This is a genomic window from Vibrio renipiscarius, assembly GCF_000827885.1.
Lineage (GTDB): Bacteria > Pseudomonadota > Gammaproteobacteria > Enterobacterales > Vibrionaceae > Vibrio > Vibrio renipiscarius.
Window position 1 is genome coordinate 493,357 of sequence record NZ_JTKH01000024.1, and the last position, 20,821, is coordinate 514,177.

16 protein-coding genes are annotated in these 20,821 nt (G+C 45.1%); 12 read left to right on the forward strand and 4 right to left on the reverse strand.

What is annotated here, in order from left to right; genetic code table 11:
- Positions 1-14 precede the first annotated feature (14 nt).
- From OJ16_RS15825 to OJ16_RS15835, 3 genes are all read right to left on the reverse strand, one after another.
- Positions 15-707 carry a 1-pyrroline-5-carboxylate dehydrogenase gene (locus OJ16_RS15825; RefSeq protein ID WP_040992213.1) on the reverse strand — a complete coding sequence of 231 codons (693 nt, stop codon included), beginning with the start codon at positions 705-707 and terminating at the stop codon, positions 15-17.
- Positions 708-721: 14 nt separating this feature from the next.
- Positions 722-3,850 (reverse strand): bifunctional proline dehydrogenase/L-glutamate gamma-semialdehyde dehydrogenase PutA, encoded by a 3,129-nt coding sequence (gene putA / locus OJ16_RS15830; protein WP_040992214.1) that lies wholly within the window; start codon positions 3,848-3,850, stop codon positions 722-724.
- Between the two features lie 185 nt (positions 3,851-4,035).
- Positions 4,036-4,854 carry an AraC family transcriptional regulator gene (locus OJ16_RS15835; protein WP_040992215.1) on the reverse strand — a complete coding sequence of 273 codons (819 nt, stop codon included), beginning with the start codon at positions 4,852-4,854 and terminating at the stop codon, positions 4,036-4,038.
- Between the two features lie 439 nt (positions 4,855-5,293).
- Between OJ16_RS15835 and OJ16_RS15840 the strand changes: the two genes are divergently transcribed.
- The 3 genes from OJ16_RS15840 (at position 5,294) to OJ16_RS15850 (ending at position 9,381) form a co-directional block, all read left to right on the forward strand.
- Positions 5,294-6,394 carry a PEGA domain-containing protein gene (locus tag OJ16_RS15840; RefSeq protein ID WP_040992216.1) on the forward strand — a complete coding sequence of 367 codons (1,101 nt, stop codon included), beginning with the start codon at positions 5,294-5,296 and terminating at the stop codon, positions 6,392-6,394.
- Positions 6,395-6,537: 143 nt separating this feature from the next.
- The gene (locus OJ16_RS15845) at positions 6,538-8,364 is read left to right on the forward strand and encodes a formylglycine-generating enzyme family protein (RefSeq protein WP_040992217.1); all 1,827 of its coding nucleotides are present in this window, start codon (positions 6,538-6,540) and stop codon (positions 8,362-8,364) included.
- A gap of 297 nt (positions 8,365-8,661) precedes the next feature.
- On the forward strand, positions 8,662-9,381 hold the full coding sequence (locus OJ16_RS15850; protein WP_040992218.1) for a helix-turn-helix transcriptional regulator: 720 nt from the start codon (positions 8,662-8,664) through the stop codon (positions 9,379-9,381).
- A gap of 28 nt (positions 9,382-9,409) precedes the next feature.
- Here the strand turns inward: OJ16_RS15850 and pdxH are convergent, their stop codons facing one another.
- The gene (pdxH, locus tag OJ16_RS15855; RefSeq protein ID WP_040992219.1) at positions 9,410-10,060 is read right to left on the reverse strand and encodes a pyridoxamine 5'-phosphate oxidase; all 651 of its coding nucleotides are present in this window, start codon (positions 10,058-10,060) and stop codon (positions 9,410-9,412) included.
- A gap of 226 nt (positions 10,061-10,286) precedes the next feature.
- On the opposite strand from pdxH, the gene OJ16_RS15860 reads away from it, so the two are divergent.
- From OJ16_RS15860 to sstT, 9 genes are all read left to right on the forward strand, one after another.
- Entirely contained in the window at positions 10,287-11,678 is a 1,392-nt protein-coding gene (locus tag OJ16_RS15860) for an HlyD family type I secretion periplasmic adaptor subunit (protein ID WP_040992220.1), read from the forward strand.
- Between the two features lie 37 nt (positions 11,679-11,715).
- Entirely contained in the window at positions 11,716-12,387 is a 672-nt protein-coding gene (locus OJ16_RS15865) for a transglutaminase-like cysteine peptidase (protein WP_040992730.1), read from the forward strand.
- A 5-nt stretch (positions 12,388-12,392) separates the two neighbouring features.
- The gene (locus tag OJ16_RS15870; RefSeq protein WP_040992221.1) at positions 12,393-14,303 is read left to right on the forward strand and encodes a bifunctional diguanylate cyclase/phosphodiesterase; all 1,911 of its coding nucleotides are present in this window, start codon (positions 12,393-12,395) and stop codon (positions 14,301-14,303) included.
- 20 nt (positions 14,304-14,323) lie between these two features.
- Complete coding sequence (locus tag OJ16_RS15875) at positions 14,324-16,441, forward strand: type I secretion system permease/ATPase (protein ID WP_040992222.1); 2,118 nt, start codon at positions 14,324-14,326, stop codon at positions 16,439-16,441.
- 251 nt (positions 16,442-16,692) lie between these two features.
- Entirely contained in the window at positions 16,693-17,325 is a 633-nt protein-coding gene (locus tag OJ16_RS15880) for a DUF2057 family protein (RefSeq protein ID WP_040992223.1), read from the forward strand.
- A gap of 244 nt (positions 17,326-17,569) precedes the next feature.
- Positions 17,570-17,995, forward strand: coding sequence for a hypothetical protein (locus OJ16_RS15885; protein ID WP_040992224.1), 426 nt, complete (start codon positions 17,570-17,572; stop codon positions 17,993-17,995).
- Positions 17,992-18,597 carry an SCO family protein gene (locus OJ16_RS15890; protein WP_040992225.1) on the forward strand — a complete coding sequence of 202 codons (606 nt, stop codon included), beginning with the start codon at positions 17,992-17,994 and terminating at the stop codon, positions 18,595-18,597. Before OJ16_RS15885 ends, OJ16_RS15890 begins: the two co-directional genes overlap by 4 nt.
- Positions 18,598-18,607: 10 nt before the next feature.
- Positions 18,608-19,054 carry a copper chaperone PCu(A)C gene (locus tag OJ16_RS15895; RefSeq protein ID WP_040992226.1) on the forward strand — a complete coding sequence of 149 codons (447 nt, stop codon included), beginning with the start codon at positions 18,608-18,610 and terminating at the stop codon, positions 19,052-19,054.
- A 407-nt stretch (positions 19,055-19,461) separates the two neighbouring features.
- A complete protein-coding gene (gene sstT / locus OJ16_RS15900; protein WP_040992227.1) occupies positions 19,462-20,685 on the forward strand; it encodes a serine/threonine transporter SstT in 1,224 nt (407 codons plus the stop codon).
- Positions 20,686-20,821 lie beyond the last annotated feature (136 nt).

Sequence of the window (20,821 nt, forward strand, 5' to 3'; positions counted from 1 at the left end):
CTCTCCAAGGCGCATCAAAGATGATTCGCGCCTAATAATGTCGCGTTCCCCCCCACCGCTGTTATATTTATTGTTCTCGTTCGCTCAGTCATGAAGCGCAGCGATAGATACGGATCATGCGCCATGCTGAATGGTTGTATTTCGGTTTCAGCAACCAAGGTCACTATCGCGCCCTGTCGCTTAGCTAAATGTCTATTGAGCTTAATTTCGCCACTCAAAGAACCAATAAAGCCCACTACTTTCACATCAGATTCCAGCATTTGTGATGCGGCATCCAATGACAAAAATTGAATCAGATTTTGGGGTAAAGAGGAGGACGAGTACGCCGCCTCAATAACGGCTTGTAACCGAAGATCATGCCCACAAATTACCACACTGTTGCCCGCGATAAGCGCAGCCGTAAGTTGTGCAAGCAGAACGATCGATGCTTCCTCTGAGCTTGATTCGACGATAATCACCGTGACACCACGCCCGGTGGTATACAGCTCATTGCTTTCGCCGGTTGGGCCATTCAATGAATGAGTCACTCCAATCAATGCCGTCGCTTGTTCAATATGAAAACCCATTACTTGAGCGTACTGAGAGTCATGCTTATCGAGGGCATCTTTAACACTCAATAGGCCCTCTTTTCTGGCATTGAATTCGGTTAATCGCCAGATTTCCCATGCGGAAAAGGCACCGGTGAAGACAATTTTTTGATCAGCCATAACGGAGCTCCTTTTCATGAATGCTGTTGATGGCACAGTTGTGAGAAACGATAAAGATAATGAGGCCCACCCGCTTTTGGTCCTGTGCCAGATAATCCTTGCCCGCCAAAAGGCTGCACGCCAACCACCGCTCCCACTTGGTCACGGTTGATATAGCTGTTACCGACCTGCGCGTGTTTCTCAATCCAACGGTAGGTGGTTTCATTGCGGCTATGAATACCCAAAGTAAGACCAAAGCCTGTCGCATTGATATTCGCTACGACATTGGCCAACTCACTCGCCTTAAAACGCACAACATGCAAGATAGGGCCAAACTGCTCTTCTTTTAATTCACTGATGTCCTGAATTTCAAAGGCACAGGGCGCGACAAAATCGCCATGCTGACACGTTTCATCTAGGCTCAACTTTGCTATCACTTTGTGCTCCGCCGTCATTCTTTCCACATGCGCAGCAAGTTTGTGTTTGGCCTGAGCATCGATAACCGGTCCGACATCCGTACTATGCAGTTGTGGATTGCCAACCGATAACTCGTGCATTGCGCCTTGGATCAACGCAATGATGCGGTCGGCAATATCCTCTTGCACAAACAAGACGCGCAGCGCGCTGCATCGCTGCCCTGCCGAAGCAAACGCTGAACGAATCACATCACGCACGACCTGCTCAGGTAACGCGGTACTGTCCACAATCATCGCATTTTGTCCGCCCGTTTCTGCAATCAGAGGAACAGACGCACAATCCCGATTCGCCAATGTTTGATTGATCTGCTGCGCCGTTTGCGTTGAACCCGTGAAGGCTACGCCTGCGATATGAGGATGCTCGGTCAATAAGCGACCAATGTCTCGCCCACGCCCAAGCAACAATTGAATAACCCCAGTAGGAAATCCGGCTTGCAACATCAATGTCACCGCACGAGCGGCGATCAAACTGGTTTGCTCGGCCGGTTTTGCCACGACACAGTTTCCCGCCACTAATGCGGCCGTAATTTGACCTAAGAAAATAGCGAGCGGAAAGTTCCACGGACTGATGCACACGAACACTCCGCGGCCTTGATGTTGAAGCGATCGAGATTCGCCATCAAACCCCGTCACCGTCACATCATTGAGCGTATCCGCTTGTTTGGCATAAAACCGACAGAAATCGACCGCTTCTCTGACTTCATCAATACCGTCATGGATGGTTTTTCCCGCTTCTTGGTGACATAACGCCACCAGTTCAGCCAAATTATCTTCAAGTAAATCAGCAAGGTTCTCTAATAATGCGGCTCGCCTACTCGGCGTCGTTTTTTGCCAATCGGGAAAAGCGGCCTGCGCGACATCTATCGCTGCGGAAGCATGATCAAGGCGAGAAAAAGCCACGCTTCCAACCGAAATGCGACGGTCAAACGGTGCCGATACGGCGATGACTTCGGCGTTATGTCCCTTGATCATGCTTTCGTACTTGTATTCCCCATCAATAATCGGCGAAGCCTGCCATTGATGGGTTAGCCAGCGTGTGACTTGCGGTTCAAATGCCGCAAGTTCACTTTCTATATCAACATTGATGCCCCGCGAATTTTTTCTCTCCGGGAAAATAAAAGGCGGTAGCGGTATATGGGGGTTATTCATCGTTTCATGCGCCATAAGGCCATCAACCGGATGTCGAGTTAAACTCTCCACGGGGCAGCGGGCATCCACAAGGCGATGAACAAATGAACTGTTGGCGCCATTTTCTAATAAACGACGGACCAGATAAGGCAGTAGATCTTTATGACTCCCGACGGGCGCATAAATACGAACGGGTTGATGATACATCGCCATCACATGATGATAGAGCGACTCTCCCATGCCATGTAAGCGCTGAAACTCATAATCGCCATGCTGAGCCATCACTGCAATCGTAGTCACCGTATGCGCATTATGGCTGGCAAATTGAGGCCACAAATGTCCACGAGCACCTTCACTTAATAGGAATCGAGCGCACGCTAAATAAGCGACATCAGTAGACTCTTTTCGCGTATAAACGGGATAGTTGGCATAGCCTGATTGCTGTGACCATTTGATTTCACTGTCCCAGTACGCCCCTTTCACTAAACGCAACGGGATCATATCGCCTTGCTCTTTAGCCAAGCGATTGAGCCAAACCAACACGGGCAAAGCGCGTTTGGAATAGGTTTGAATGACAAGACCGAGTTTCCCCCAGCCTTTCACTACTGAACTACGATAGAGCTTTTCGAATAGAACCAGTGATAATTCAAGGCGATCCGCCTCTTCCGCGTCGATCGTTATCGCCACATCCAGTTCAACCGCGCGCTCTAACAGCGATAACACCGTGTCATACAATTCTCTAATGACTCGGTCTTGATTCGCGACTTCATAGCGAGGATGTAACGCTGATAATTTAATCGACACAGAATCAGAATGAATCTCTGAATTCTTACTTTCTCGGCCGACTGACTCAATCGCCATCAAGTAGTCTTTGAAATATTTGTTGGCATCCGCAGCGGTTAGCGCCGCCTCTCCTAGCATATCGAACGAATAGCAAAAGCCTTTATCGACGAACGGACGAGCATTTTTTTGCGCTTCACTAATGCTACGACCAAGCACAAACTGATGCCCCATGATCTTCATCGCTTGGTGCATGGCTTGACGAATGACGGGCTCAGAGAGCTTATTGACTAAGCGATTTACCGCTTGAATTGGGCTGGGTTCGCTTGAGGAGGACAGTCCAACCACCTTACCGGTGAGCATTAACCCCCACGTTGACGCGTTAACAAAAACAGAATCAGAATGCGTTAAATGTGATTTCCAATCGGCAACACTCAACTTATCACGAATTAATGCATCGGCCGTCGAGTGATCAGGGATACGCATTAACGCTTCCGCCAAGCACATCAATAAGATGCCTTCTTGCGTATCTAAACTGTATTCCAATAACAACGCGTCGATCATTTGAACCGAGTTTTTATCGGCTCGAATCGCCTGGATCAGCGAAGTGGTTTGCGCTTGAATATGGGATTGTTCATCTTCGCTAGGGGTTGCGAGAGGTAAAAGTTGTCGTAACCATTGTGTTTCATCCACCATGTAGAGTGGCGAGATCAACGCCCAGAGCGTATCAAGCGGCTGCTCAATAAACTCGCGATTTAACACGTTTGTTGCGGTAAACATGTGCTGTCCTCAATCTCATACCTGCAAAAATGAGCAGGTTTCCTACCATGGTATGCAGTGTATTTTGAGCTTGAGTTCGTTACTTGTCAAAAACTCCGGATTTTTTGCCAAAAACCGCGTTATTTAACAAAAACAAAACACGATCACGTCATTAATTGCAAAGAATGACACCACATTTGGTTTTATTAGTAACTTAATTGCTTCTTATATTGTGAAGGCGAGATACCTTGCAGACGAGTAAAAGAATGAGTAAAAGTACTTTGCCCGGAAAAGCCACTGAGCTCAGCAACTTGACCTAACGTAATATGGCCTTGCTCAATGAGACGTTTGGCCATATCAATGCGTTTGCCTAAAACATACTGATGAGGGGTGATACCCAGTTGCTCTTTGAACAAGGCATGGAACTGACTTTCACCTAAGAATACGCTGCCCGCCAACTGCGCCACCGAAATTTTATAAGTGATGTGTCGTTCGATGTATCGATCAATCGCTTCAAGGTCAAAACGTGATTCTTTGCGGCTGATATGTAACGCTGAAATATGACGATGCAGCAACGCCATAACCGTGTCGTTGCATGCCCTACTCAATAAATGATCATTGGGGCTAGCTTGCATTTCTGCGACGAGCATTTGAATGAGCTTTTGGATCTGGTTGTCTAATTGAAAATACACATCAGACTGATTCAACGCATTTAACCGTTCAAGCACCAGCGGATCTTCAGCATTCGGCGCTGGCATATTTAACACCAAAATGTCCGACTGGCCGATAACACCGCCAAACGCATGATCAGAGCCCGAAGTCACAACACATCCCTGTCCAGGGCCAACCAAATTGCCGTAACCATTCACCTCAAATTCGGCCTGCCCTTTCAATCCAATCACAATCTGCGTGTAACTGTGATCATGGCAAGCCATATGAGAAGGCAAAGTCACCAACTCTGCCGGCATAGGAGACAAAATTTTGTCGTTATTTGATGGTAATTGAATCATCGTTTTATTGCTCATGAGCGCGCTGCATTAGGCTATTGATTGCAATTCTTGATGGTATAACAAATTCCAAGCCTTCTCGATAAAATCTAACCTTCCTGACAAACATAGCTGAACCACGGTATTTTGGGGATAACTTCAATTTTAAACTGAAGAAAAAGTGAAGCATATTCTCACGGAAGAATGATCAAGTGCACATAAATTACGGCCTATGCGACTTACACCCTAAAAGACTGAATTGAAACCACAATCTTTACTTGCTTATTTTCGTGAACTGCCCAAAATAGAACTAGCACTTTAGATTTACTTTTATAAAGCTATTGTAGTCTTAGAGTTGTAAGAGCCGATATGGATATATAAGACTTTTAGGGTAAGCAGGCTTCTGAAGAACTGTCAAAACTTTGTCTTAAATATTTTTTATATTTAGTGAATTAAAACAAAAATGTTGTAGAGACTTATGATCACACGTCGCATCCCAGCGCTTTTGCTCGCGCTAAGCCCATTTTGGTTATCGACTTCAGTCAGTGCAGAAGAAGCTTCTGCTGATCCTGTTGCTGCCATCGATATAAAACTAAGCAATAAACAGTTAGAGATGAGTACCGTCGCCGCTGACTACGACTCTGAAACTCAACGCTTTCAACAACTGCAAAATGACAATGCAAAGTTTAAGCGTGATGAACAAGAGTTAAATGCCAAGCGCAATCGTGCAAAATCGGCTCTGGACAAACAATATAGCCGTCTTCTAGATGATCCAGAGATTGATTTATTGAGCTTTCAACAAGCTTATCAAAATGCTTGGGCTGCGGTAAAAGAGAACCAAACGACGCTACTTGAAAGCCAACAAGCCATCACTGAGAGTGAAGTACACCTTTCTCAGATTAAACAAAAGCAAGCACGTTTAAGCTCAGAGTTTTCTTACCTTGAAGAGCAAAAAGTCGACGCGCGCGTAAAACGCCTTGGGGCTGAACTACGCGAAAGCGACGTGATGCAAACCAACTTCAAAACCACCTGTTCAGCGACGATGACGCTCGGCGAATGTACCAGCCAAGGCCAGTACTTAACCAAGCAAAAAGCAGTAAAAACCTTCAAAATCCAATTGATGGATAGCCTAACCGAATCAACGATCGCGAAACAAAACGAGAAAGGCGTGCAACTCAATGTTCACGTTCAAGACAGTCAAATTATTCGCGCAGGATTTGAAGGCAACAATAGCTACTTCACGGAAATGCAAGCGCAATTGCAAGCGAAACCTGAAGCCACTGCTGCCTGTAAACTACTCAACGTTTCCAGTCGTTACTGTTTAAAAGATGACGCCAATAATCAAATCGATAATCAAGATAAAAATTGGGTTAACGTGACCGTGCGTTCTGACCAATATAACGATGATGTCGTGATTAATGGCGTTGATTACGGCAGCACTCCGGTTGAAGTGCAGTTACCTCGTGGTCTGCATAACGTCACCGTTTCAAAAAATGGCTACCAAACGTATAACCGTCAAGTCACCATCAACCAAAACGATACGGTTTGGGTAAAATTACGCTCACAAGACAACAGCTAATTTAGCCTGCTCTTTGTTATCAATGAGCCCCTGAAAAGCCGCAATACATCGCCATTTTGACTCTAAGTTATCTCTCGATAATTTCAGACAAAATGGCGTTTTAATTTTGACTAATCTCATTAATTGAAGACTGAACAATTACGATGCGAACAACTTTACCTACTCTTTTGCTGGCCCTATCGCCATGCCTCATCAGCACTCATGCAATGGCAGAGACGGCAGCACCGACTGTTGTTTCCATTGAAGACCAACTGCTGTCTACGCACGCCAAGCTAAAAAATGCGTTAGAAGCACATAACACACAACAACAAAATATTGCTCAGTTGCAAGACAAGCAACAGCAAACGGAACATGATCAGCAAACGTTTAATACCAAATTTCTAGCCACAAAAGCGCAGCTTGAAATCGATTATAAGCAGATGATTGATGATCCCAACGTGGACCTTGCTGCGTCACAAAAAGCCTATCAAGATGCATGGAAAGACCTAAAACAACATCAACAATATGCCCTTAATTCCGAGCAAACGCTGGAAGATGAAAAACACATCTACGAGCAACAAAAAGCGGACATTCAGACTCTTGAACAAGCAATAACGGCATTAGACAGTCAGAAAGTACGCGCACGCGTTGAACGCTTAAAAACCGAACTTTCGCCAAGCAACCAAATCAATGTCAGCTTTACCAACCGCTGCCATTCCAGCATGACGATTGCGCAATGTGACAACCAAACACGCGAACTCGCCTTGCAGAAAGCGGTGAAGCAATTTCAAGCTGAGCTGATTGAAAAAACGACAGAATCCAAACTGGTTCAATCAAATATCGCCAAAACATCACTGAATATTCACGTCTTGCGCCACAAAGTCAGCGAATCCGGATTTTACGATGGTGAGCGCTACCGCACGGTGATGAACGTCGATTTGGAATCTCGTCTTAACGATTCCACGCCGTGTACACTTTTAGGTGTCGATAAACAGCATTGTTTCGCGCCCGGTTACGCTTCAGCCGAACAGTTTAACAACGAAAAAGAAATTGCCTGGGTAACCCTGTTTGTTCGCTCTAACCAGTATGATGATAACGTCATGGTAGACGGCGTCTCTTATGGTAGTACGCCTGTCGAGATTATGTTACCGGTAGGATCGCATCATATTGTCATCCAAAAAGAGGGTTATCAGACATTTGATCAAAGCCTGAATATCAAATCCGATTATCCATTGCGCGTAAATCTAAAGGAGACTATCAACCGCTTAAGCGCGGGAGAGAAATTTGCGGATCTTATCAAAGGTGGCATTGAAGCTCCGCAACTGGTTGCGATGGTTCCTGGTGAATACCTGATCGGCGAGCATGGTTCAAATCAAGTTCACCTTGATCATGCTTTCGGTATTGGTGCGCTTCCTGTGACGGTGGCGCAATTCGATCACTTTGTCCGTCAAACCGACTATCAAACTGACGCCGAACTAAAAAATACCTGCACAACCATTGTTGATGGCGAAGTCACTGCTATCGCAAAAAGCTATTGGCGTAACCCAGGTTTCAAACAAGGTGCCGATTCGCCAGTGGTTTGTATCAGCCAAAATGACGCCAAAGCTTATGCAAAATGGCTAAGCCAGCAGACCGGTTCTCAATACCGCTTACCCAACGAAGATGAGTGGGAAATTGCCTCACGTGCGGGAAGTCAGACAAATTACTGGTGGGGAGACCACTTTGTTGCTGGTGAAGCGAATACCGGCTGGAGCAGCTCACCATGGTCAAACACCAGTACATCACCGGTCAAGTCATTTAAAGCCAACCCACTTGGTCTTTATGATACCGTGGGTAACGTCTGGCAGTGGACCAGTAGTTCACAAGGCATTGCAAAAGGCGGCGCATGGAATTTCTCACCAGATCAGGCGGTTGCACATGCGCGCCTTTACTTAGCGCCCACCAGCACCGCAAATTATGTTGGTTTCCGCATTGTTCGTGAAATCAATTAGATAGAAGTCACAATAAACAGAATACAGGGGGAATTCCCCCCTTTCTCGTCTCAAAGTCGAAGAGTAAAGTCTCACTACGCTTTGGTACCCAGTACCACTGTCGATATCAATGGTTTTATTGTTGATATCTCTGTCGCCCAGCAGACCCTCGCAGGGTGATAGAACCTCTTCTACACGTCGACAAGAAATATTCTTGTATTTGCCAGATGTTGATGAAATATCTGGCTTTTTTTATATCTTCAATTTATTGAATCTCTTACTATATTCCCATCCAGTATCACAAATGAGACATCGCAATTGACCTCGGTAAACCGCAAAAATGATTCGCTTATAAACCAACTGCCTGGCTACTGGGGTTGCAAAGACTTGAACTCAGTTTTTGTCGATGTCAATCAAGCTTATGCGCAATTGATCGGCTTTCAAACCGCGGAGCAGGTTATCGGTTTAACCGACCATGACATGCCAAGCCCAACAACAGTCTGCGCAGACGATTTTCGTCTACAAGATCAGCATGTCATCAATACACAACGCTCACTCAAAATTCTCGATATCCATCCCTACGCGGATGGTTGCTGGCGTGCCCACATCTTCACGAAAAAACCCTGGTTCGATGATCACGGCAATGTTCAAGGCACGATCTTTTTTGGTCAAGACCTCACTGAGACGGCCATACTGGAAGTCGGCCATTGGATATGCCGAGCAACCGGTCTTAGTGGCAATCTCAAACTGCCGAAAATTGACCAATTACACGGAATAAAAGAAAAGCTCACCGCACGTGAGGAAGAAGTGTTGTTTTTATTGTTATATGGCAAGAAACCGACGTACATCGCCGCGGCCATGAATATTTCAATCAAAACGTTTGAAGGTTATGTCGCGCGGCTAAGATCAAAATTTTGTGCCCACAGTAAGGCCCAGCTTATTGATATCGCGTTAGAGCGAGGTTACGGTTCTCATATTCCACAAACCTTATTACGTATTCAGCTTTCCGTCGTGCTGAATAATGAAAACGCCGCATAATGCGGCGTTCGGGTCGGTCGATGTCCCATTAAGGGGCCAAGCGATCAATATCCCAGCCACCTTCCTCTTTTGAATCTGCGTTTGGCGAATAGATGAAACGATCGTGAAGACGGTTCTCGCCCCCCTGCCAAAACTCGATACTGGTTGGTTTGATTCGGTATCCCCCCCAAAAAGATGGCACGGGAATTTCTCCCTTAGCAAATTTCTGTTTCAATTCGAGATACTTACCTTCTAAGATGCCGCGGGCAGAAATACGATGGCTTTGTCTACTTGCCATTGCCGCAATTTGGCTCTCTTTCGGGCGAGAGGTAAAATATTTAAAGTTTTCCGCGGCCGTTAGTTTTTCAGCCACACCTAAAACATTGACTTGTCGCTCCAAGTTGTGCCAAGGAAAATGCAAACTGACTTTGGTGTTTCCCTCTATGTGCTGCGCTTTACGACTGCCGAGATTGGTATAAAACACGAAGCCATCATGATCACAATGTTTAAGGAGAACGATGCGTTGATATGGCTGGCCGGTTTCATCAACCGTCGCAACGGTCATCGCCGTAGGATCAAGCAACTTTGCATCGATGGCCTGTTGTAGCCAAAGATTAAATTGATCAACGGGATCCAAGCGTAAATCCTTACGACGTAGCCCGCCTTTACTGTACTCACGACGAATATCTTCCAGTTCCATTTCATTCCCTTAACATTTTTTGGTGATTGTGCGCCCATATTATTGATAACTCAAGATCTATCCTTGAAGTGCAACTAGACTAGTATGAGTACTCAATGTCTCATTTTACCTAATTGTTTACGTTTTTCTTAAGAACTATGTGCATATTAACCATCAAGTTCTTAACATATGTACGTTTAGGTAATAAAATCAGATTAATACATGAGGTTTAGGCTAGGGAAACTCAATGAATAAAAGCAGTTACAATCGTCTTGATTCTGACGAATTAGACTACGTGGATGACAAAACTGCCGCCCTCTTGCTCAATACTCCCAATAGTGCTCGTATTATGCTTTGGTTGATGTTGCTGTTTTTCATTATTGCAATTGGATGGGCATCATGGGCAGAGATCGACAAAGTGACCGTTGGCCAAGGAAAAGTCGTGCCTTCATCGCAGATCCAGGTGATCCAAAACTTAGAAGGCGGACTGGTAAAGGAAATTTTAGTTCATGAAGGACAGATGGTTGAAAAAGGCCAACAACTGTTACTGATCGATGATACGCGCTTCCGTTCTGATTTCCGTGAACGCGCTCAACAAGTCGCCAACCTCACTGCAAACGTAATTCAGCTGTCTGCCTCGTTAGACAGTGTCACTATTAATGAAGATTTTGATACTTCAAATTGGCAGAAAAACGTCACCATTGATTACAGCAAGCTCGAATATCCCGAGGGATTTGAAGAACAACGCCCACAATTGGCTTCTCGCCAACAAGCCGAATACCGACAAGATCTCAATGAACTACGAAATCAAATTTCTGTAATTGATCAACAAGTAAAACAAAAACAACAAGATTTGGTCGAAATTGAAGCGCGAGTTCGCAATCTTCGTGAGAGTTATAGCTTCGCCCGTAAAGAGCTTGAGATAACAAAACCTCTTGCCGATGAAGGTGTGGTACCACGTATCGAATTACTGAAATTACAACGTCAAGTGAACGATACTCGTCGGGAAATGACCTCAAGTAAACTCAAGGTTCCTGTACTTAAATCCGCAATTAGGGAAGCCATGCTCAGCCGTATTGATGCTGGCCAACAATTCCGCTCAGAGCAACGAGAAAAACTCAACCAAGCGCAAGATAAACTTTCCGCAATGACCGAATCCACCGTAGGGCTCGAAGACCGTGTGAATCGTACCGTGGTGCTGTCACCCGTTACCGGCACCGTAAAAACCTTATACGTCAACACGGTTGGCGGCGTAATCCAACCCGGCATGGACATTGTTGAAATTGTGCCGAGCGAAGATACGCTGTTAGTCGAAGCTAAAATCGCGCCGCAAGACATCGCCTTTCTGCGTCCAGAATTGAATGCCATTGTAAAATTCAGTGCCTATGATTTTACCAAGTACGGCGGATTAGACGGCACGCTAGAACATATTAGCGCCGATACCAACACCGATGAAGAAGGAAACAGCTTTTACTTAGTGCGTGTTCGTACATTAGAGACCAGTTTAAACAAAGATGCTTCACTGCCGATCATTCCCGGTATGACCGCCTCTGTAGATATCATTACAGGTAAGCGAACCGTGATGGAATATTTACTTAAACCTATTTTAAGTGCACAGACCAATGCGCTTAAAGAGTAACCACTCTTGGCTTTTTTGTAACATGCAACAAAAGGTCATGAACGCTCTCCAATACTCTTTACTCATGGTCATCGTGCTTGTGAGCTCAACGAGCTCACAAGCTCTTAACCGAAAAGAGCAACGTTTATTGGATAAGGTCTCACAAACGTATGGTGAGCGGGCTGGAATACGTGTACTCACATGGCGCAATGAGATGGCCGTGTATAAGACCTTACCTGAGAAAGAGCAACTGATTGAAGTAAACGCTTTTTTTAACCAGCTTCAATTTGTCAGCGACGAACGGCTATGGGGACAAAACGATTACTGGGCCACACCGCTGGAGTTTCTCGGCAGCAATGCCGGAGATTGTGAAGATTTCACTATCGCTAAGTATTTCTCACTATTGGAATTAGGAGTCTCAGATAAAAAACTTCGGCTCGTGTATGCTAAGGCGATTGTACTAAATCAGTTTCACATGGTTCTGGCGTATTACGCGAGTCCAAGTGCTGAACCTTTGATTCTGGATAACATCAATCCAGAAATTAAGCCGGCGTCGAAACGGCAAGACTTGTTACCCATATACAGCTTCAACGGTATCAACCTTTGGTTAATGAAGTCACAAAATGGACAGTTGGCAGGAAAGTCATCTCGATTAAGTTTATGGAATGACCTTCGTGCTCGCGAGAAATCGCTCCAACTAAGGAAACCAATTATAAATTACGATGAGTAGGGACTATGACTCTTTATAAACAAATCGTTGCAGGGATGATCGCAGTTTTGATATTGCTGATGGTTTCGGTGTTCATCATCGAATTTAACACCACTCGCAATAACTTAGAACAGCAACAAATTTCTGAAGTAAACAATACCATTAATACGGTAGGACTCGCGCTTGCTCCTTACCTAGAAGATAAAGACACGGTCGCCGTTGAATCGGTGATCAATGCTCTATTTGATGGCAGTAGTTACTCAGTAGTAAGACTGACCTTTCTTGATAGCGGCGAAGAGATCCTCAGAACTTACCCTGTGCAACCGAGTAATGTACCTGATTGGTTTGTCAATTTAGGCTTATTTGACAAAATTACTGACAGCAGAGTGCTGACCAGTGGTTGGATGCAGTTAGCCGAAGTTGAAATTGTCAGCCAACCTGGTGGTGCCTACACCCAACTTTGGAAAGCTTTTAATAACTTAGTCATCGTATTTTGTATCGTGTTACTGATTGGACTTTTCTCCATTTCATTTATCTTGAAACGCGCACTCAAACCATTGCACTTAATTGTCGAGAAAATGGAACAATTGGCACGCAACCATTTCGGTGAACCATTACCTCAGCCAAGTACTGTTGATCTTATCTGTGTTGTCGACGGCATTAATAGCATGTCATCACAGTTAGAAGTCTCCTTCAAAGCTCAAGCACAAGAAGCGCAACATCTCAGAAAAAGAGCCTACATCGATCCGGTATCAAACTTAGGCAATCGTGCTTACTATATGAGCCAACTAAATTCTTGGCTTGGCGAAGGCGGCTATGGTGGTGTGGCCATGCTGGAAGCGACTTTCCTTAAAGAACTTTATGAAGAGAAAGGCTATGAAGTTGGTGATCATAAAGTGAGAGAGTTCGCTGATCACCTAACCGCCTCACTCAGCGCCAACGAGATGGTGATTTCACGGATCTCATCGGACGAATTTGGATTTATCATCCCGAACATCGACGACAGTGAACTTAAACTGTTGGCAGAAACCATCATTACCTACGTCCAAAACCTCGATGCCGACCCAACGGGCATGGCCAAAGCTAACGCGTCATTAGGTGTGGTGCACAATACCAATAACTGCTCAGCATCTGACATTCTCACCCTATTAGATAACTCACTTGCCGAGGCAAAATCGAACCCAGAATTGCATTACGGCTACACGACCAGTGATGATTCGCGTACGGTCATGGGCAAACAGCAGTGGCGACTCTTGGTTGAAGAAGCCATGAGTAACGATTGGTTTAGCTTCCGTATGCAACCTGCTAATAATAGCTGGGGACAAACCTACCACTATGAGGTTTTCTCCGCGATTGAGCATGATGATGCTCGCTACAGTGCGCCTCAATACTTGTTTGCATTAGAGCAACTCAATGTCAGTCATATCTTTGACCAATATGTCATTGCCACTATGATTACAAAAATTCGACAAGATAAGATTGATGCGCCACTGGCCATTAACATTGCTCAAAGCAGTATTGCGCAACCGAGCTTTATTCGCTGGGTAAGTCAGCAACTGAATAAAAACAAAGATGTTGCTCCAAACATTCATTTTGAAATACCTGAAAACTGCTTTGTTAATGAACCCCATCATACCGCGCTGTTCTGCAACGCGGTGCGCGCTGCTGGGGCAAACTTTGGGGTAGACAATTACGGAAGAAACTTCCAATCACTCGATTATATTAACGAATTCCGTCCTGCTTACGTGAAGCTTGACTACCTATACACGCATCACTTAGAAGATGAAAAACAAAAATTCACCTTAACATCTATTTCTAGAACCGCGCACAATCTAGGCATAAAAACCATCGCTTCTCGTGTAGAAACTCAGACACAACTTGATTTCTTGTCTGACCATTTTATTGAAGTTTTCCAAGGCTTCATCGTTGATAAATAGCAGTAAAAAAGGCTGGTTGTATGCAGGATCCTTTACTCAGTTCGCTTATTTATGTTAGCCGTTACTACGGGTTAGCAAATTCGCCAGAAGCTTTAATTAATGGCTTGCCATTATCCGATGGCAAGCTGACCCCTTTTCTCTTTCCACGCTCCGCTGAGCGTGCAGGGCTCGTTGCTAAAGAAAACCGTTCAGATCTCATGGCGATTTCTGACCTCGTTTTGCCCGTTGTATTGCTGCTGAAAGGTGGCGATGCTTGCGTACTCAACAGTTACAACCGAAACACAAACGAAGCAGAAATTGTCACCGGAGAATCCGAATTAGTGCCCGTTTCTGTGCCCATTGAGGATCTACAGCAACAATACGTGGGCCGTTATTTTCTCGTCAAAAAGCAATTTCGTTATGACGAACGCTCACCAGAAGTGCTCAAAACCAAAGATGGTCATTGGTTTTGGGGAACAATTTGGCAATCCAAAAACATCTATCGCGATGTGCTTATCGCTTCGATTCTCATCAATTTATTTGCCGTTGCGGCGCCGATGTTTACCCGTATCGTTTACGATAAAGTCGTCCCTAACTTAGCGTTTGAAACATTGTGGGTACTTGCGAGCGGTATTTTCGTCATATTCTTATTCGATCTCGTGCTCAAGTTGATGCGCAGTTACTTCATCGATGTTGCGGGGAAGAAATCGGATATTTTGATTTCATCTAAGCTGTTTAGCAAAGTGCTCGGTATACGGATGGAATCTCGTCCTCCCTCTGTCGGGGCTTTCGCTCGCCATTTGCAAGAATTTGAATCCATTCGCGAGTTCTTTACTTCTGCGACGATTGGCTCATTGATTGATCTGCCTTTTGCTATTTTGTTCTTATTCCTCATTTGGCTAATGGCAGGAAACCTTGTTTTAGTCCCTATTGCTGGCGTCGTTATTCTGATCATTTACTCTTTACTCATTCAAGGGCCGCTTCGCCGAGCAATTGAAGAAGGATCACGTTTAGCCTCGCAAAAATACGCCAACTTAATCGAAAGCCTCGCTGGCCTTGAAACGGTCAAACTCTTTGGAGCACAAAGCCAATTCCAATTTCGTTGGGAAGAAGCGGTTGCCCACATGGCAAACTGGAATATAAAGAGCCGCCGTATCACCGATGGCATTCAAAATACCGCGAGCTTTGTTCAGCAAGCCTCAAACGTTGGTATGATTATTTTTGGTGTGTATTTGATTGCAGAAGGTAATCTCACCATGGGTGGGCTGATTGCCGCCACGATGTTAAGTGGTCGAGCCATTGGTCCTATGGTGCAATTATCCTTGCTCTCTACTCGTTATAATCAGGCAAAATCATCGATGACCATCATCGAACAGGTCATGAGCATGCCAGACGAACAAGAAGAGGGAAAACGCTACATTCACCGTCCAATTATTCATGGCAAAATTGAATTAGAAAAAGTGACTTTCCACTACCCTGACTCTCCAATGGCTTCCATTCGCGATTTAAGTCTCACGATTAATCCCGGTGAGAAAGTCGCGATCATAGGACGTATTGGTTCAGGTAAAACCACCTTAGAACGACTGATTTTGGGGCTATATAAGCCAACGGAAGGGCATGTTCGTATTGATGACACCGATATTGAACAATTACACCATATCGATATACGTCGAAACATCGGTTGTGTTCCACAAGATAACCATCTGTTCTACGGTTCGATTCGTGACAACATTACATTAGGCCGACCGCTTGCTGATGATCGTGATGTCATGGATGCCGCTAATCGTGCCGGCGTGACCAGTTTCACTCAGCAAGATCCCGCAGGCTTAGAACGTCAAGTCGGTGAAGGTGGGCAACTGCTGTCTGGTGGTCAACGACAAGCGGTATCGATAGCACGAGCGATTCTTGGGCGTCCACCCGTACTGTTAATGGACGAACCAACCAGTGCGATGGATAACCGTTCTGAAATGCACATTAAACAGCAACTCGCTCAATTAAATAAGAATGAAACCTTAATTTTGATTACGCACAAAACGTCGATGCTCGATGTGGCCGATCGCATCATTGTGATGGAAAAAGGCTCGATCATTGCTGATGGGCCGAAATCTGAAGTCCTTCAAAATCTAATGCAAGGAAAGGTACGAGCCGCGAACGCTTAGCGATTCCCTCGCCAAACGTGATTCGTCAATTCGTTCATTCATCGCGATGCCAGCATCAGACTGGTATCGCGATTTTTAAAGCCGTCTACCGATCAACACAGTACGTCGTTTACGTCGACTGCAACCAACGTCAATGATCCTTAGTGTGTGAATTTTCTGTGAATTATTAAACATCCCACATTGCGACGGTTGCAATGTGAGATGCCGGTAGGCAATCTTTATATTTATGCTGCAAAATCTAGGAATTAATAATGAAAACAATGACAACCCTACTCGCTGGTCTCGTTTTTTCTGGCCTTGCCCATGCCGATGTCACGCTAACAATCCCTGACAACGTTGAACTTCTTGTCGTCAATCAAGCAAAACCGGACATTGATGGTGGCTTATTCAGTTCATCAAAGACCGTAACTTTACCCGATGGTGAAAACCAAATTGTGATGCGTTACACGCCTTATTTTAGCCAAGGAAACGATCGTATCATCGTGGATGGTGCCGCCATCATCGCGAAATTTGAAGCGCAAGATCAACAAATCGAATTCCAGCTACCTGAATATAAGAATCAGCGTGATGCAGAAAAAAACATCAAACAACTGCAATTAAAACTCACCACCAGCGACGGCCAACCGATCGCCGTAGCGCAAGATGAACTCATCAAAGATGGCTTACAGTTAGGTCGAGATTACGTCCGTGAAACCGGTGATTATAACGTAACAGGTGGCATTGCAGCCATTACCGTCGCTGGAGCTTACAGCGCACAAGCCCCTATTAGAGCAGTCACTGCGCAAGCGGCAGATAGCAACACCGTTGAGGAAATGCTGCACTTCTGGTATCAAAAAGCAGACGATGAAACTAAAGCGAAATTTAAGCAATTCATCAATCAGTAATCAGTAATCAGTAATCATCATAAGCAATGCGAGTACTTTGCTAAAAAGGGCTCGCATCGTTTTATGTATATCCTCTCCTTCGATTTTCATACCATCAATTCATCCGCTCAATGTGCGTTAATCTGACTAATCAGGATTATCGTTTAATCGGATCTTGATGTTCGGCACAGAACGATGAGTGAAAACAACGCGATTGTTAGCAAAGTGATAGCATAAGGTTTCATTTAATTGTCTGATTCTGTCTATGCCAACTCCCATCAAACTTATCCTACTCGTTATCGTTGCCCTGGCAGGTTTTTTTGCAAAGGATATCGCCGGCTGGTTTTATAGCAGCGAAACAGCCAATCTCTCCGATTACTGCCAACTCTCTACCAAAGAATGCCAGCAAGGTAACATAACCGTCGCGATGGAATCCGACACCGCTCAACCTCTTGCGCCAGTAAAAGTAGTGGCCACATGGCCAGATAACCAAACCGACTCATTACGACTAAGCTTACATGGTTATGAGATGGATATGGGCATGGCGTTATTTGAACTGAAAGCCTCAGGGGAACATACGTTTGAAGCGGAAGTATTACTACCGGCATGCCGTTCTAAAAACATGACATGGATTGGTCAACTATCTGATGGGCAGCAATCTATGAATGTCGCAATAAGGATGATTCGATGAGCAAGAACTGGTCTTTGATTTTGATTACTGCTTTTGTGCTTGGGTATGGATTAAAAGTCTTTCTCGACCATCAACCCAGCGATGCTATCCACAATGAAACTTCGCTCGATGTAGGGTCACTCGATGTGGAACTGCAAGGCAAAGGCAATCGCCCCGTACAATTATTTGATGCTGCCGATACGCGTACACGCGTGGTGTATTTCGGCTTCACACATTGTCCCGATGTTTGCCCGACGTCTCTCGCCATGCTTGCCGCGGCACTCAATCAGTTAGACCCGCAAACACGAGCGCAACTCAGACCCACTTTCATCACATTAGATCCTGCACGAGACGATGGAAAAGTGGCGCATACCTACGCACAATACTTTCACCCTCAGATTGATGGGCTATCAGGTGACATCGCTACCATACAGACCCTAGCCAACCGATATGGCGTCGTATTTAAACGAACAGAGTTGAGTGACTCTGAAATGAAATACACACTAGACCATAATTCTTATTTCTATTTTCTCGCACCTGACGGCACGCTGATCACTAAAGTATCCCATACGCTCACACCAGCGCCATTAATGGCGGCAATAGAGACACTTAATCAAAAATAAAGGCCCATAAATGATTAAAAAAGCCCTTCTATTCACCGCTCTGGTCCTTAGCCCAATGAGCTATGCTGCGTTCGATATTATTACGCAAAATCCCTACGCACGCGCCACACCACCAAATGCTATCACAAGCGCCATTTTTATGGATTTAATCAATAATAGTGAGCAAGATAGAACCATTATTTCAGCCACAACCTCCGCGGCGAATAAAGTGGAATTGCATGATGTCGTACACAATGGCGATATTATGCAAATGCGCAAAATTGAGCAGATCAACATACCGGCACACAGCCAAGTTTCTTTACAACCCGGTAGCTTACACATCATGTTATTTTCACTGCTCAAGCCGCTCGTGGATGGCGACACGATCACCGTAGAGCTCACCTTTGATAATGGTGAAAAGCAAGTCTTTCAAGCACCGGTTAAAAAAGTGATGGATGGCATGAAGCATCACCATTGATGGTGGTGTGATCACATGCGCACAAAGCATAACGGCACTGTCTCTGTTATGCCCATGCGCCCATAACCGTCGCCGTGAAGTCCACCGCCTCTAACGGCAGCCATTGCCGTTTTTCGCTTATCGTTGATAACGTTATTGGCGGATCGCTCTTCCTGCCCCCTCATAAAATGAGAAGCCTTAGCTTATTTTTTTATCACCAACAAAAACCACATATGCAACACATTATTCACATCTGTCTATTTTAAATAAATTTTAATGCTAGAAAGCAATTATCTATAGACACAATATCTCAAGTCGCTAGTATAAATTAGCTCAACCGTCGTTCGTTGAGCATCTCCCAAGTCAAAATATAAAATCTATCGCTTGGGGTAAGTCATTTAACTCGTTAATACTTTGCAGGGACTCATATGCAACACAACTCTCTCTTAGCACGATTTGCACGAGGCAATTTAGTGCTTCAAATCTTAGTCGGTATCGTCTTAGGCGTCGCCCTCGCTTTGATTTCACCTGAATACGCAAAAGATGCCGGTTTACTCGGTAGCTTATTTGTTGGCGCACTAAAGGCCGTCGCGCCAATCTTAGTGTTTATTTTGGTTGCGGCTTCAATTGCAAACCAACGTAAAAACCAGCATACCTATATGCGCCCAATCGTCATGCTTTACCTATTTGGTACCTTTACCGCCGCCTTAACCGCCGTGAGTCTGAGTTTTCTTTTCCCAACAACTTTAACTCTTGTTTCTGGCGCTGAAGGGGCAACACCACCACAAGGCATTGCGGAAGTACTGCATACCTTACTATTCCAATTGGTGGATAACCCAGTACATGCGTTAATGAATGCCAATTACATCGGTATCTTAGCGTGGGCGATTGGTTTGGGCCTAGCTCTGCACCATGCGTCGGGCACCACCAAAGCCGTATTTGAAGATCTCAGCAATAGCGTATCTCAAATCGTACGCTTTATTATTCGCCTCGCGCCATTTGGTATCTTTGGTCTTGTGTCTGCCACGTTGGCGACCACCGGTTTCTCAGCGCTTGCCAGCTATGCACATCTACTGGCGGTATTGCTGGGCACCATGGCGATCATTGCTCTGGTCGTCAATCCACTTATCGTACTTTATAAAACACGTGAAAACCCTTACCCACTGGTATTCCAATGCTTGCGTGAAAGCGGTGTTACCGCCTTCTTTACTCGTTCAAGTGCAGCCAATATCCCTGTGAACATGGCGTTATGTGAAAAGCTGAAGCTTGATGAGGATACCTATTCGGTTTCAATCCCATTAGGCGCGACGATTAATATGGCGGGTGCTGCAATCACCATCACCGTATTGACGCTCGCTGCAGCGCACACGCTAGGCATCCAAATTGATCTGCTTACCGCACTGCTTCTAAGCTTGGTTGCTGCTATTTCTGCCTGCGGTGCATCCGGCGTTGCCGGTGGTTCATTACTCCTGATCCCACTCGCTTGTAGCCTGTTTGGTATCCCTGATGAAATCGCCATGCAAGTCGTCGCGGTCGGCTTTATTATTGGTGTGATTCAAGACTCAGCTGAAACGGCATTGAACAGCTCAACGGATGTGGTCTTTACTGCCGCTGTTTGTCGTCAAAAACAAAAAGAACAACACCCAAGCTAAGTGCCGTTGTTCTGATTTGGTATTCTATTTGGTCTATACCCTAACCGCTTCAAGTAGAACGGAAATAGAAACCCATTGATATTGCGTCCAATAGTCAAAAGCCCTGTGAAAATATTCACAGGGCTTTTTTAATTAT